This window comes from Streptomyces sp. NBC_00386 (assembly GCF_036063235.1).
Lineage (GTDB): Bacteria > Actinomycetota > Actinomycetes > Streptomycetales > Streptomycetaceae > Streptomyces.
This window is the reverse complement of record NZ_CP107950.1, coordinates 9,771,533-9,786,159: the sequence shown is the minus strand read 5'-3', so window position 1 is coordinate 9,786,159 and position 14,627 is coordinate 9,771,533. Positions and strand designations below refer to the sequence as shown.

The 14,627-nt window shown below is 67.3% G+C and carries 10 protein-coding genes, 1 pseudogene and 1 CRISPR repeat array; of the genes and pseudogenes, 4 read left to right on the top strand and 7 right to left on the bottom strand.

Annotation, left to right across the window (positions count from 1 at the left end; translation table 11 throughout):
• Positions 1 to 124: 124 nt before the first annotated feature.
• From OG780_RS42850 to OG780_RS42820, 7 genes are all read right to left on the bottom strand, one after another.
• Complete coding sequence (locus OG780_RS42850) at positions 125 to 430, bottom strand: DUF6087 family protein (protein ID WP_328457628.1); 306 nt, start codon at positions 428 to 430, stop codon at positions 125 to 127.
• Positions 431 to 512: 82 nt separating this feature from the next.
• Positions 513 to 1,679: an ATP-grasp peptide maturase system methyltransferase gene (gene tgmC, locus OG780_RS42845; RefSeq protein WP_328457626.1), complete on the bottom strand. Its 1,167-nt coding sequence runs from the start codon at positions 1,677 to 1,679 to the stop codon at positions 513 to 515.
• Complete coding sequence (gene tgmB, locus OG780_RS42840) at positions 1,676 to 2,638, bottom strand: ATP-grasp ribosomal peptide maturase (protein ID WP_328457624.1); 963 nt, start codon at positions 2,636 to 2,638, stop codon at positions 1,676 to 1,678. Before tgmB ends, tgmC begins: the two co-directional genes overlap by 4 nt.
• 5 nt (positions 2,639 to 2,643) lie before the next feature.
• Positions 2,644 to 2,904 (bottom strand): putative ATP-grasp-modified RiPP, encoded by a 261-nt coding sequence (tgmA, locus tag OG780_RS42835; RefSeq protein ID WP_328457622.1) that lies wholly within the window; start codon positions 2,902 to 2,904, stop codon positions 2,644 to 2,646.
• Positions 2,905 to 3,061: 157 nt separating this feature from the next.
• Positions 3,062 to 3,730: a hypothetical protein gene (locus OG780_RS42830; RefSeq protein ID WP_328457620.1), complete on the bottom strand. Its 669-nt coding sequence runs from the start codon at positions 3,728 to 3,730 to the stop codon at positions 3,062 to 3,064.
• Between the two features lie 59 nt (positions 3,731 to 3,789).
• Positions 3,790 to 4,143 (bottom strand): DUF6415 family natural product biosynthesis protein, encoded by a 354-nt coding sequence (locus OG780_RS42825; protein WP_328457618.1) that lies wholly within the window; start codon positions 4,141 to 4,143, stop codon positions 3,790 to 3,792.
• Between the two features lie 68 nt (positions 4,144 to 4,211).
• Positions 4,212 to 4,694 (bottom strand): ATP-binding protein, encoded by a 483-nt coding sequence (locus OG780_RS42820; protein WP_328458758.1) that lies wholly within the window; start codon positions 4,692 to 4,694, stop codon positions 4,212 to 4,214.
• 208 nt (positions 4,695 to 4,902) lie between these two features.
• Here OG780_RS42820 and OG780_RS42815 point away from each other — a divergent pair, with 208 nt between their 5' ends.
• From OG780_RS42815 to cas3, 4 genes and pseudogenes are all read left to right on the top strand, one after another.
• Positions 4,903 to 6,156: a helix-turn-helix transcriptional regulator gene (locus OG780_RS42815; RefSeq protein WP_328457616.1), complete on the top strand. Its 1,254-nt coding sequence runs from the start codon at positions 4,903 to 4,905 to the stop codon at positions 6,154 to 6,156.
• The gene (locus OG780_RS42810; protein ID WP_328457614.1) at positions 6,153 to 6,677 is read left to right on the top strand and encodes a GNAT family N-acetyltransferase; all 525 of its coding nucleotides are present in this window, start codon (positions 6,153 to 6,155) and stop codon (positions 6,675 to 6,677) included. The genes OG780_RS42815 and OG780_RS42810 overlap by 4 nt, the downstream gene beginning before the upstream one ends.
• A gap of 224 nt (positions 6,678 to 6,901) precedes the next feature.
• Positions 6,902 to 7,236: pseudogene (locus tag OG780_RS42805) on the top strand (HD domain-containing protein); the annotation flags it as partial.
• Between the two features lie 153 nt (positions 7,237 to 7,389).
• Positions 7,390 to 10,896: direct repeats of the CRISPR family, unit length 29 nt; unit sequence GGGACCATCCCCGCGGGTGCGGGGAGCAG.
• A gap of 455 nt (positions 10,897 to 11,351) precedes the next feature.
• On the top strand, positions 11,352 to 14,261 hold the full coding sequence (gene cas3 / locus OG780_RS42800; RefSeq protein ID WP_328457612.1) for a CRISPR-associated helicase Cas3': 2,910 nt from the start codon (positions 11,352 to 11,354) through the stop codon (positions 14,259 to 14,261).
• Positions 14,262 to 14,627 lie beyond the last annotated feature (366 nt).

Here is a 14,627-nt window from a genome sequence, read left to right as displayed (position 1 = left end):
TCATCAACAACAGGAGGGGGAAGTCATGCCGGACCCGAAGGCCAGAGGCCCCATTGCGGAGCCACGAAAAAGGTAACGGGGGGGGAGCGGATGAACGGGTCCGGTATAGGACAGTCCGGTCGACCTACCGCGGGGTCTGCGGCTTGCGATGCCTACCCTTTCCGCTGCCGAGAAGCTTGGGGGCCAACCTCTTGGGCGGCTCCAGATCTCCAGCAGCCTCCGGGTGCAGGAGGTACTTCGCCTCGTCCAAGCTCACCGCGAACCCGTAGGGCTCCCAGGAGTATCCATTCCACCGTTCGATGATGCGCGGCGCGTCAGGATTCACGTGCGCGCCCCTGGGGGCGTTGCCGGGAACGACGGGGACGGCACGGAGCCGGCCGATCTTCGCGTCGCGGCGCTCGGCCCAATCCGACAGCGGTTCGTCGTCCATCGTGGCGTTCCTTAACGGTGGTGGCTCTCCCGGAAGGGTATCGATCCCGGACTGCCCCGGGGCGGTGTCTGGCCTCCTGCGGTCAGGCGAGGCGGTGTTCCCAGCGCAGTTCCGGGTTGTCGCCGATCCAGTACGTGTGGGAGCTGCTGGTGATCTGGAGTTGTACAGCTGCGATGTCCGGGCTTCCTGCGTCCTGCCATGCGGTGAGGGCCTGTTCGATGGCGTCCCACAGGGCCACGGGTCCGCCCTGGCGGACTGTCCAGCCGTCACTGTCGGCTGTGAATTCAGCGAACGACTCCTTCTCCGGATCGAAGACGTACAGGAGTTGGGCGCCATTGCGTGTCGAAGCTCGGACGAGCTGTGCGCCGGGTGCTGCGAGTTGGGTGAGGAAGGCCGGCATCCATTCGTTCAGAATCGTCGGAGGCAGTTTGGTTGCCCGCTCGCTGTCCGCGTAGGCGGTGCGGGCGGACAGGTCGCCGGAGACCGGCACGATCGCTTGTGCGCGAGCCTGCATGAACGAGGCGTCCCCGATGATGCTGCCTCGGGCGTTGCCGTCCTCGTTCACGACGACCTTGGCGAGCCCGGTCCCGTAGCCCCATGAACCCACGGTGCTGAGGATGATGCCGCCTGGCTTGGTCTGTCGGACCCAGGAGTAGGGGATGCGGCGGACGGCGCACGTTGCGATCACCCGGTCGTAGGGCGCGTTTGGGGGATGGCCGAGCAGGCCGTCCCCGGTGACGGTCCATGTCGAGAAGCCGACTGCTTCCAGCGCTGTATCGGCGCGCTCTGCAACATCGGAGTCGACTTCCACCGTCGTCACGTTGTCCTCGCCGAGCCGGTGGCACAGCAGGGCCGCCGAGTAGCCGGTGCCCGTCCCGATCTCCAGAACTCGGTGTCCGTCCTCGATGTCCAGGCTTTCGATCATGCTGAGCACGGTGACCGGGGTGGTCGATGACGAGGTGGGCGAGCCGGTGACGGGCTCGCTCACCTCGTCGGCGGTGAGGTGGCCGTCGAGTTGCGTGGTCAGCGACTGGTCGCTGTAGGCGATCTTTGCCCACTCGGCCGGGTTGGTGCCGAGCGAGGTGACCGGGCGCCACCGCCCTTTGTCCTGCGGAAGGAACACGCCGGGGTGCAGGAACATCTCGCGCGGGATGGCTTCCACCGCGTGGCGCCATGCCGGCGTGACGAGCACACCTTGCTCAACCAGCCTTTCGGCGAGAGCCTGTCGCTCGGATTCCATGTCGGTCATGCGGTATCTCCTTGTGTCAGCAGATCGGCAAAGGCGGCGGACATTCCCAGTCCGGTCTTTTCCTCAAGCCATCCCCACTGGCCGTTCGGGTTCAGCTCCAGCCACCAGTGCTCCCCGGCCGCATCGACGGCGAGGTCAAAGCTCCCGGACACCAACGCGTAGTGCTCCAGGTAAGCGAGAAGGGCCCGGCTTATCTGGTCGGGCAGGTCGACCACGCTGTAGGCCAGCGCCGAGTAGTCCTTGCGCCAGTCCAGGAGGTCGGAGTCGATCCGGACCGCGAACAGCCGTCGGCCGACTACGAGAACCCGGACGTCGGCGACCTTGGGCACACGCGCCTGGAAGAGGTGCGGGGCTACTCGTACGCTCTCGTCGATCTCGTCGACGGTCACCGGCTCTGCCCATCCGGTGACCGGGGCTCCGTCCTGCTGGTACGGCGTCCAACGCAGCGTTTTGTAAATCACCTGATCGTGGGCGCTGATGAATTCGCGGGCGTCGCCGGGGTCGTTGGTGACGAGCGTAGGCGGGACAGCGAGACCAAGCCTCTGGGCGGCGGTGAGCTGAGCGGGCTTGTAGTCAGCCGCCGCGTTGCGGAGCGGGTGGTTGACCCAGAGCGGGCCATCGAGCGCGTACAAGATGCCGGCGAGTCCATAACGGACCTGCGCGGCAGCGAACCGGGCATCGTCATCACTCAGGTGCGTGAACTGGGGCCAGACGGGGCGACGCCAGTACACCGAACGCACCTGCGTGAGGTCGACGGTTCTCGACGGAGTGCGTACCTGCCCAGCCACGAAGGCCGGGCAGGTACCGAACCGAGCCGAGACCGTCAGACGGCCCTGGCATATATCGGCAGGGTCGAATCGCACTACCGGCACGTCGCGCCGGTTGAGTTCAGTGATCACCATGTCGGCGGTGACATCATCTGCCTCGGTGGCCACCAGTATCGGCCCCTTCTCGGTCATGGACATCAGTCTTGCTGGCTGTCCTGGTCGCTGCCCTGGTCGTTCGCCGAGTCCGAGTTCGTGGTTGTCGACGTCTCGGTGCCGGAACTGGTGCCGTGCTTGCCCATCTCGACCACCTGACCGGCCCGGTCGCGGAACACCCCGAGCTGGGTGGCCGGGTCGATGGCGACCGTGGCATGCGGGCGGTGAACGGTCGTGGGGTACGGCGCGAGTCGGCTCGCGCCCCACGGGCGGGTGGCGGCGGGCTGCGTAACGGAGGTGGTCACTAGCGCTCCTTCGAGTCGGTTTGGAACAATATGGATCTCGGAGATCACTCGGTGCGGGTCGTGTTCTGGGCCGTGGGCAACGGCCGAAGTCAGCTCCCCGCACCAAGCGCCTTACCTGCCGCCGGGTCAGGTCCGTCCTGGTCACCGGGCAGGGGTCTTATGCGGGCGCGCCCAACTCCTGCAGCAGCTCCTCCACATCCACAACGCGGAAGCTCGAGAGCCGGCGGATCATCTGCGAGGCGAGGAACGTGGCCAGGTCGAGGTTCCCGTACGGCACGGCAACGTCCGGGCGGGCAACGACGTGCAGACCTCCGCGGGCGAGACGGCCGTAGAGGACTCCGCTCACGCCGTACAGGGGGGCGCTCCGGGCGAGGAACACCATCGGCTGCTTCTCCATGTGCGGGCACAGGGCTGCGACGGTGCGCACGTGCCGGGCGCACACCGGAGGCTGATTCGTCAGGATCTGTGGCCGGGTGGGGTCCTCGTCCCTGGGCCCTGCGAGGAAGATGAAGCCGATCTTCGTTCGGGCGGGCTGTGTGCATACCTGGCACCGGAGGGTCTGCATGGTCATCATCTGCCGGTGCGGGTGCATGAACTTCCACAGTGGTTCCCCGGTCGGCATCCCATCCGCGTCCAGCGGATTCCAGCCGACCCGCGCATACAGCACACCACGGGGATCACGGTCCCGGGGATCTTCGTCGAGGTAGTGAAGGCGGCTTCGGCCCGGCACGGTACGCCTGACGACCAGGTTGTCGGGCGCCGCCTCCTCCCCTAACCGCTGGATGACGTAGGGGACTACGGCCGGTCCGGCTGCGGTGGAAGCCATGGAGCGATACGTCTTTCTCAACGGGGCGGGCGGGCTGTACGGAAGCAGCGGACCCAGCATCAGGCCACCTCCCGAAGGCACTTGATCGCACCGAGGCGTTCGTGGAGTTCGTTGACCGACCAGGCCATCCGGCGCAGATGCCCCACGGCCTGGAGGTAGTCGCCCGGCATCGCCTCGGTACGTAACCGGCGGGCGCGTTCAATCAGTTGTTCCGCTTCCCGGTCCCTCTGCCCGGCCTCCGCAGCGACGGCGATAGCGACGAGCTGCATCAGATGGCCGCGCAGCCGCAGTACGTGGTCGTCGAGGGCTTCCTCGGCGGGGACGACGTCATCGAGGACCGCGCCGACGTCGTCGAGGAGCGATTCACCGTCGAACGGCTGCCACCCGCGGACCTTGGTCAGTACTGTTTCCAAAGTCTCGAGGTCCAACGGCGGCGCCCAATCAGGCACGAGCATGGTCCAGCGCGGGATCGTGGGACCGTTCATAACTGGTCCCCGGACGGGATGACGAGACGGCACCAGGTGATCGCGCCTGCGTCGCTGGTCCCCCACCCTCCGCCATTCTCCTTCACCAAGGCGTCGACGAGAGCGAGGCCGCGCCCTGACTCGGCGTCGGCACCTGCCGCCTTCAGCACCGGGGGTGGTACGTCCGGGATACCGTCCGCGACAGAGAGGCACAGACCGCCATCCTGCACGGTCATGGTCAAGCTGATCGTGGTGGTTCCGCTGTGGAAGATCGCGTTTGTGAGCAGTTCGGAGACAATGAGGCTCACGGCGTCCTGGAGAGCGTCCAGCCCGCGGTACCGCAGGCGGGCCACAACGATGCGGCGTATGGCTCCTACCCACGCGCAGTCCTCGGGACTCGGCAGGGTTCCGTCGCGGCGGCACGCAATCTCGAAGCTCACACCCATGACGTCCCCGTCGCGGTAGCGGACCTCGCGAGGCGTTTGTACGGCTGTCGTCATCACGTCCTCGTCCTCTCGGCCCGCACATCGGGCTCACCGTCACCGGCCGCTCCAGATGTCGGCTCAGTGGTTCGCGTCCAGTCAACGAGGCCTGAGCGGAGGAGAACAGGAAGGGTTCCGGTTGCGTGGAGACCCCCAACCGGAAGACTTTGCGTTTGCATTACCTCGGGGCTGGATCGCATGGTGCCGGCGGGACTACCGTCGGCACATGGGAGCGAACCTCATCCTTCAAGGCCGGATGCAGGAACTCGGCCTCACGCAGGACGAACTTGCAGGTCAGCTGAACAAGGCACTGCTGGAGATCACTGGCCGTTCCGGTGAAATATCGTCACGCACCATCCGTAACCTGCTCAGCGGCAGGCACAGCCGCCCCATCGGTCGTACGTGTGCAGCGCTAGAGCGCGTATTCGGCTGCCGGGTAGAGGAATTAGGGTTCAGCGCACCACGCTCCATGCAAGACTCCCCGGAGGGCCCAGTGCGGCGCCGCAACTTCATCGCCTCAACCACCGGAACGGCCGCTGCAGCACTACCGGTCGTCAAGCAGCGCCGCTCTGTCGGTATGTCCGACGTGTCGCGTGTGGCAGCCAACATGAACCGGCTTGTCGAAGCGGACGACCATCAGGGCGGCCATGTTGGCCTGGCCGCCGCCGCTCTCCGAGGCCGTGCTGACGTACTGGCGCTGCAGCAGCGAAACGCGAGCGAGCGGGTGCGCCGATCCCTGTACGCCCTTGCCGCGGAATACACGACCATCGCCGCCTGGTCCTGCATCGACCTTCGCGACCTCGACCGCGCACAGAATTACTTGCACGAGTCGACCGCGTTCGCCGGTCTCTCGCAGGACCCGTCAACCGGCATGCGCGTGTGGGTCAACGTAGCTATGCTCGCCTACCAGCGGCGGAACTGGCCCGAGCAACTCGCTGCGGCTCAGGCCGCCGAAGCGTCTCCAGCTGCCCGCAGGGACCCGTTCTTCGGCTCTATGGCCGGCGTCCGCGTCGCTCTGGCGCATGCAACCCTCGGCGATACCAAAGCGGCCCAGCGCTCCCTTGGGGCAGCACAGGCCACCCTCCGCAAAGCCGGAGAGGTAGAGCATCCGCGATGGACCGCCTTCTACGGAGCAGCCGAGCTCGACCACCTCGCCGCGATCATCCTCAACCACAGCGGGCTGCACGCGAACGCTGAAGCCAAGGCACACCAGGCGCTCGTGAGAATCCCCGACACGTTTCGACGCAACCGTGCCCTGGCGACCTGCCAGCTCGCACTTGCGCAGCTGCGCCAAGGCGAGCCCGAACAGGCCACAAAGACGGCTGCCGACGTCTTCGCCCTCATGGAGGGCTCCCCGCTGCCTGGACGGATGCGCACGCTGATCGGAGACTTCCACCGGGACCTCTTCAGCATGGCGCCGTCCACAACGTACGCCCGGGACTGGGCTGACCGTATGCGAGATGAATGGAGTCGAGCGTGACCAGCGTGATCAACCTGCGGCAGTACCACCACGGAGAACTTCCGGCCGACTTCACGGAGATGCTGGTCGATGTCCACGCTGATGCTTACGCCAATGCCATGGACTTGGAGTTCAACCAGCGCTTCCCTTGGTTCGCCAACCACTGGTCAAACATGGAGGGCTTCACGTGCGTCGTCGGTTTCGACGGGGAGGAGCCGACCGGCTTCGCCTACGGTGCGCCGCTCCAGCCTGGCCGTGAGTGGTGGCGGTCCACCGGCTACCAGCCGAACAACGGCTACAGCGCAACCTTCGCCGTCTCGGAGGTCTTGGTGCGGCCAGGATGGCGCAGGCGAGGAATAGCTGAGCGCCTACACAAAGCCCTGCTTTTGGAGCGTCCGGAGGACCTCGCGGTGCTCCTGGTCGACGTTACCCACCCCAAAGTCCAGGACCTCTACGGTTCCTGGGGCTACACCAAAGTAGGTGAGCAACAGCCGTTCGCCGACTCCCCGCTGTACTCAGTCATGATCAAGGATCTGCACTGATCTACAACCCATAGCGCAGATTGGCCTGCTCCGCTCCGGTGCGACCTCCCGGGCGCTGCGCGAGAGAATATCGATCATGTTGGATAGCGGGGGGCTCTCGCCGCGCGGACGGCGGGCGCTGGAGAACATCCAGTACGCGATCCGCCTCGCCAAGGTGTGAGCGGAGCCCGACGGTGTCCGAGGACCTGCCCGCGGTGGCACGTTTCCTGTAAGAGGCAGGGACGTTGAAAACAGCGCCCGCACCGGATGGTGGATGGCCGAAGTCAAAGAGCCGGAGTCGATCGCTGATTACTCGTGCCACACCGTCATTATCGCGACGATCATCGCCAAACTGAAAGGCGCGGACCCAGCCGGGGCGGCATTCATCGCGATATAGCACGACTCGCAGGAAACCCGTACCGGGGACGTGAACTATCTGGGCAGGAAATATGCGCCACAGGCTGACCTACGCAACGCCACCGCCGACTAGGTCGCCCAGATGCCCGAAATTCTGGCTCAGCCAGTACGCAATCTGATCGACGAATACGAGGCCAAGGACACCCCGGAGGGGGTCTGCGCTTGCGTCCCCGCCTCGCCATCAACACTCCACAATGATCAAGGAATGCTGCGACAAGCGTTAGAATCCAAGCGCCGCTACCGGTCTACTTTTCAGCCGTCGCTGGCACGGGTGCGGGGAGCAGCCATTCAGCACCTCGAAGCCGAACAAGTACCAGAGACCATCCCCGCGGGTGCGGGGAGCAGTGCGGCGCTGGCCGCGCAGTCGAGGTCGAGTGGGGACCATCCCCGCGGGTGCGGGGAGCAGTGGGCGGAGCCCACCGGCCCGGGTGCCGACAAGGGACCATCCCCGCGGGTGCGGGGAGCAGCGGCCTTGGTAAAGGTCGAATGAGTTGGTCGGGGGACCATCCCCGCGGGTGCGGGGAGCAGGACTTCCTGCGACTGCCGAAGTAGCGCGGCCCGGGACCATCCCCGCGGGTGCGGGGAGCAGCTGCGCGATAACGCCGGGGTGAAGGTTGAGCAGGGACCATCCCCGCGGGTGCGGGGAGCAGACGAGTACAGCGCGACCCCGGCGGCCGTCGTCGGGACCATCCCCGCGGGTTCGGGGAGCAGCGTCGGTCGGCCTCATGGGCTACTCGACGACCGGGACCATCCCCGCGGGTGCGGGGAGCAGCGCATCTGCTCGCTGGCCAGGGACACGGACTCGGGACCATCCCCGCGGGTGCGGGGAGCAGCCTGCGACCGCCGCCTGAGTCTTGGGCCCGTAGGGACCATCCCCGCGGGTGCGGGGAGCAGGGCTGGATCATCCCCATCGACGGATCCGCGGAGGGACCATCCCCGCGGGTGCGGGGAGCAGCGCGCCAATCCCGTTGGCGTGGCCGGGACTTCGGGACCATCCCCGCGGGTGCGGGGAGCAGGAGAGCCCTTCGGTCGCCTTGACGATGACGAAGGGACCATCCCCGCGGGTGCGGGGAGCAGAAGCTCGTCCAGCGCGACGAGGGCCCCGCCCGGGGACCATCCCCGCGGGTGCGGGGAGCAGTGCCGCGCAGTCGCTCCAGCTCGACCGCCACGGGGACCATCCCCGCGGGTGCGGGGAGCAGACCCAGCCCGGGGGCTTCGCGCGGAGCCGCTGGGGACCATCCCCGCGGGTGCGGGGAGCAGTTCGCTAGTGCGCCGCTCGCTTGGTCCAGTTCGGGACCATCCCCGCGGGTGCGGGGAGCAGTGATTCCGCGGACTCTCGTCATTGACGAACTTCGGACCATCCCCGCGGGTGCGGGGAGCAGTGCCCACAATCGTGATCGGCGTTCCGCTCATCGGGACCATCCCCGCGGGTGCGGGGAGCAGGCGCGCTTGACGGCCTGCCCGACCTCGTACCGGGGACCATCCCCGCGGGTGCGGGGAGCAGCCGACCCCGACCGTGTAGCCGGGCGAGGTGTCGGGACCATCCCCGCGGGTGCGGGGAGCAGCTGCTGTGCGACCACGGCCGGGTCGACAGCGGGGGACCATCCCCGCGGGTGCGGGGAGCAGAACTGGTTGAAGGCGTCGGCCGCCAGCTGCGCGGGACCATCCCCGCGGGTGCGGGGAGCAGTGGATGTCCTACCGCCCCATCGACGCCGACCAGGGACCATCCCCGCGGGTGCGGGGAGCAGCTCTGTACGGTGCGCTCGCCATAGGGATCTTTGGGACCATCCCCGCGGGTGCGGGGAGCAGCTGTTCCTGCTGGCCTGCGAGGTCTGACTTCTGGGACCATCCCCGCGGGTGCGGGGAGCAGGAAAATCGACCGTCGCACACCGAATCCAAAGGGGGACCATCCCCGCGGGTGCGGGGAGCAGGTGCGGTCCCTGGATGCGTGGGTGAGTGCGGTGGGACCATCCCCGCGGGTGCGGGGAGCAGGTGCCGGCGCTGTTCGGGCGGCTGTCGGCTGAGGGACCATCCCCGCGGGTGCGGGGAGCAGCCGGGATATACGCCTGGCAAGGACGTCCACCAGGGACCATCCCCGCGGGTGCGGGGAGCAGCGTCCAAGTCATCGGACGGGGCGTCGCTTTGTGGGACCATCCCCGCGGGTGCGGGGAGCAGGCCAAGTGGCCGACGATGATGCGGACTTCGTCGGGACCATCCCCGCGGGTGCGGGGAGCAGCGGGAGAAATCCGCGATCGACAGCGTGAAGTTGGGACCATCCCCGCGGGTGCGGGGAGCAGGACGGCGGACTGATCGCGGACATCATCGGCATGGGACCATCCCCGCGGGTGCGGGGAGCAGAAACGGTCTGGTTGGCGACCGTCACGGCGCCGGGGACCATCCCCGCGGGTGCGGGGAGCAGGCGGCAGCCCGGTTGCGGTACGTCTTGCCGTCGGGACCATCCCCGCGGGTGCGGGGAGCAGGTTCGGAACCCTCGGTACATCGACCCGTCCAGGGGACCATCCCCGCGGGTGCGGGGAGCAGTCAGAGTGGAGGACCGGTCATGAACGGTGCCCGGGACCATCCCCGCGGGTGCGGGGAGCAGTTGTGGCGTAACGACGGCACGAGCTGGAATTTGGGACCATCCCCGCGGGTGCGGGGAGCAGTCCGGTTCAGCAATCCGACATGGTCACTCTGTGGGACCATCCCCGCGGGTGCGGGGAGCAGGCTGCGCGTTGCATGGCGCGTCGGGTGGCGCGGGGACCATCCCCGCGGGTGCGGGGAGCAGGCATAGGTCATCCCCCAGATGAGTCGCGCAGTGGGACCATCCCCGCGGGTGCGGGGAGCAGCGTCCAAGTCATCGGACGGGGCGTCGTTTTGTGGGGACCATCCCCGCGGGTGCGGGGAGCAGTTCCGTAACCGATTACGGTGCGCTTGAATCTTGGGACCATCCCCGCGGGTGCGGGGAGCAGAGTCCGTAGCCTTCGTCGCTGTTGGAGAAGGCGGGACCATCCCCGCGGGTGCGGGGAGCAGAGCTCGCGCTGGACGCGCAGATGATCAATATGGCGACCATCCCCGCGGGTGCGGGGAGCAGAGATTGCAATGCCCATGGCGGTACCGTTGGGGTTGACCATCCCCGCGGGTGCGGGGAGCAGAGAGCCAGGCGCCGCATTCGGAGCACTGGCCGGAGACCATCCCCGCGGGTGCGGGGAGCAGAGCCTGGCCGCCGCTCCTACTCGGTCGAGGTGACGACCATCCCCGCGGGTGCGGGGAGCAGAGTCGCGGACCTCGGTGGGCCCGCACACGCTGACGACCATCCCCGCGGGTGCGGGGAGCAGAGAGTCGTGTAGAGAGCGTCTTCGGCGCGGGCGAGACCATCCCCGCGGGTGCGGGGAGCAGAGACCTTGCCATGCAGGCAGATACAGCCGTTCCAGACCATCCCCGCGGGTGCGGGGAGCAGAGCCTGCACGGTCATGGTCAAGCTGATCGTGGTGGACCATCCCCGCGGGTGCGGGGAGCAGAGGGCTCACCGTTGGGTACGTCCGCGACCAACCGGACCATCCCCGCGGGTGCGGGGAGCAGAGACTCGCGCTCGCCGCGACCGCCACCGCGTGCGGACCATCCCCGCGGGTGCGGGGAGCAGAGAGACGAACCTTGTCGATGTTTCCGTAGATATGGACCATCCCCGCGGGTGCGGGGAGCAGAGGAGAACCATCAGCTCATGGAGCAGCGGGGCTGGACCATCCCCGCGGGTGCGGGGAGCAGAGGCGCCGTACTCGGTGATCGCCGTCCGGCGCTCGACCATCCCCGCGGGTGCGGGGAGCAGAGACTGCCTGACCTGCGACGCTACCGGCCCGACAGAGCGTTTCCATTGACTTTCTTTGATTCCGGCGAATTGGACATAACGCTCCGTGAATAGTGATGGACGACCCGTCTGACACGCCTGCCACTGAGTACAGAAGGCCATGCATCAGGCCATCCTGAGCTTCCCGGTGCACCCACGCTTGCACCGGGTGAGACTGCCACGCCAGGAGCATGAGACTCAACGGCAGCCATGCACAACTCACCAACGGGAGAGCGCCCGTGTAGGCAACACCAGTTCCCCTGACAGGGATGCCGCTGGCAATGCCAACCGGGCATCTTAAACCTCTGGACGGTCTTGAAGGACGATGTCCTGGCGTGTGGTGTCGGAGATGTCGTCTGTTTCTCGAATCCGGCGTGTGACGTTCGGTTTGCCTGTAGATATTGCCCGTGATTACGAGGGGAACGGGCGCGCGTGGGATGCTGCCGAAGCTTGGGGGGCCGGCTCGGTCGGTGTGGGCCAAGCATGATCGCGATGCCGAGGGTTGGCTTCCTTTGTGGCGGCACATGGAAGACAGTGCTGCCGTTGCGGGCCTGGTGTGGGATCGGTGGTTGCCTTCTGCAGTGCGGGCGTTGATCGCCGATGCATTGCCAGGAGGGGTCGCGGACGCGCGCGCTCTTGCGGTGTGGCTCGCTGGTGTGCATGACATCGGTAAGGCCACCCCTGCTTTCGCCTGCCAGGTCGATCAATTGGCTGACGTGATGCGTGACCAGCGCTTGGAGATGCGCTCGAGTAAGGCGATGGGGCCTGATCGGCGGCTGGCTCCACATGGTCTGGCCGGGCAGGTGCTGCTGGCGGAGTGGCTGGAGGAACGGCACAGGTGGACTGCCAGCCGGACCGGACAGTTCACCGTGGCGGTTGGTGGACACCATGGAGTGCCGCCCGAGCACGGGCAGGTCAAAGCCCTTTACGAGCATGAGGAGTTGCTACGGACTCCTGGACCGAGCAGCAGGCTTTGGCGCGATGTGCAGACCGAGTTGCTCGACGCGTGCGCTGATCGGTTCGGTGTGGGCGACAGGCTCGGAGGCTGGGCGGCGGTACGACTGCCTCAGCCCGCGCAGGTGTTGCTCACAGCGCTGGTCATCGTCTGTGACTGGATTGCCAGCAATCCTGATCTCTTCCCGTACTTTCCCGACGGGGCGTCTTGCAGCGACGAAGAGCGGCTTGCCGCCGCCTGGCAGGGGTTGGACCTGCCGGAACCCTGGCAGGCCGAGGAACCCGTCGCCCGTGCACAGGAATTGTTCACTGCCCGCTTCGGCCTGCCCGTGGATACGCAGGTGCGGCCCGTTCAAGCTGCGGCCCTGGAGCTCGCCCGGGACATGGAGCGTCCTGGGCTGATGATCATCGAGGCGCCGATGGGAGAGGGCAAGACCGAGGCGGCGCTGGCGGTGGCGGAGGTGTTCGCCGCGCGGTCGGGTGCTGGCGGGGTGTTCTTTGCGCTGCCCACCATGGCCACGGGAAACGCCATGTTTCCGCGTCTCCTGGACTGGCTGGGCCGGCTGCCCGGTGTGCGAGATTCGCGTCGTTCAGTGCATCTCGCCCATTCCAAGGCAGCCCTGAACGAAGATTTCGTCGACCTGATGGCCCGCGGGGGAAGGGTCGCGGCCGTCGATGTGGACGAGGTGGCAGCCGGCTCTTCCTGGGGGCAGGCGGACGAGCGGCACCGCGCGGTTGCCGAGCTGGTGGCACACTCGTGGCTGCGGGGCCGGAAGAAGGCGATGCTGGCCTCGTTCGTGGCGGGCACCATCGACCAACTGCTGTTCGCTGGGCTCAAGAGCCGGCACTTGGCGCTTCGTCATCTGGCCGTCGCCGGGAAGGTCGTCGTCATCGATGAGGCGCACGCCTACGACACGTATATGAACGTGTACCTGGACCGGGTTCTGTCGTGGCTGGGGGCGTACCGGGTGCCCGTGGTGGTCATGTCCGCGACGCTGCCGGCTGACCGACGCCGTGAGCTGGTCCAGGCATACGCGGGCGGTGGCCTGACGTCTGCTGTCGGGCAGGCGGATGACGCTGTGGAGGCGGGTGCCTATCCGCTGCTGACGGCGGTCGCCCCGGGCGGCAGTGCTGTGGTGCGCTGTCCGCAAGCATCGGGCCGGTCCACCGCGGTCGGGTTGGAGCCCTTGGCCGATGATCTGAACGTGCTCGCCGATCGTCTGCAGGGCGAGCTCTCTGGGGGCGGATGCGTTCTGGTGGTCCGCAACACGGTCAGACGGGTGCTGGAGACCGCGCGCGTGCTGCGGGACAGGTTCGGGGCGAGCGCCGTCACCGTCGCCCACTCGTGTTTCGTCGACATCGACCGTGCTCAGAAGGACCGTGACTTGATCCGGCGTTTCGGGCCGCCGGGCAAGGGCACCGACCGGCCTGAGGGCCGGCACATCGTGGTGGCTAGCCAGGTGGCGGAGCAGTCCCTGGACGTGGACTTCGATCTGCTGGTGAGTGATCTGTGCCCGGTGGACCTGCTCCTGCAGCGGATGGGCCGCTTGCACCGTCATCTGCGCGGGCAGGGGCAGAGTGAGCGCCCCGAGCGGCTGCAGTCTGCCCGATGCCTGCTCACGGGGGTGGAGTGGGCGCCGGACGTCCCCGTCCCGGTTCGGGGTTCGGTCGCCGTGTACGGGCGGTATGCACTGCTTCGGTCAGCTGCGGTGCTGCTGCCTCATCTCGAGGGTGGGGTTCAGCGTCCGGTGCAGCTGCCGTCGGACATCAGCGTGTTGGTGCAAGGCGCGTACGGGGCGGGGCCGGTTGGACCAGAGCACTGGACCGAGGTACTGGCAGAGGCCCGGGGCCGGTTCGACGAGCAGCGGGCGGACCAAGCAGAACGGGCAGCAATCTTCCGGCTCGGCGAGGTCGGGCGTCCGGGAAGGCCGCTGTTCGGCTGGGTGGCGGCGGGGGTGGGCGATGCCGACGACAGCCGGACGGGTCGTGCCCAGGTTCGCGACAGCCGCGACAGTCTGGAGGTCGTGGTCGTGCAACGGCGGGCTGACGGAACGCTCGCCACGCTGCCGTGGCTGGAGCCAGACCGTAAGGGAAGGCAGCGCGGGGGCCTAGAGCTGCCACAAGAGCAGACCCCGACGCCGTTCGCGGGCCGTACGGCGGCCAGTTGCGGGCTGCGCCTGCCTCTACAGTTCTCCGACGCCAAGACCATGGACCAGGCTATTGAGGAACTGGAACGGCTGTATCTGCCTGCATGGCAAGGTAAGAACAGCCCCTGGCTGTCCGACCAGCTGATTCTCAGCCTTGATGAGGACTATCAAACTCAACTGGCAGGGTTCATATTGCGCTACAGCCCCGCTGACGGCCTGGAGGTTGCCCGTGCAGAGGGGGCGTGAAGAGATGGGATGGGATGGAAAGCCCCGCGGAGGCGGGGAGCAGTGAAGGGACCAGCTTTGTACGCCCCTAACTCTGGGGCCATCCCCACAAGGGCGGGGAGCAGTGATCGCATGATACCCGTGGGCTCCGGCCGCGGGATTACGCCTTCTTCGAAAGCGGGCGGTTCGCCTCAGCCCACCGCACCAGAGGTTTGGCTGCTACGGCAGACACCACACTTGCCAGTGTTGCCGCGACGCCCCACCGGGCCGCCTCGTCTTCAGGACCCCCCCACGGCAGCCAACGACCCAGTAGCAGACCTAACCAAAAGATGCCGACGATGGCGATCGTGGCCAGAATCCAGCGGATCCACCCGTACAACTCCCCAC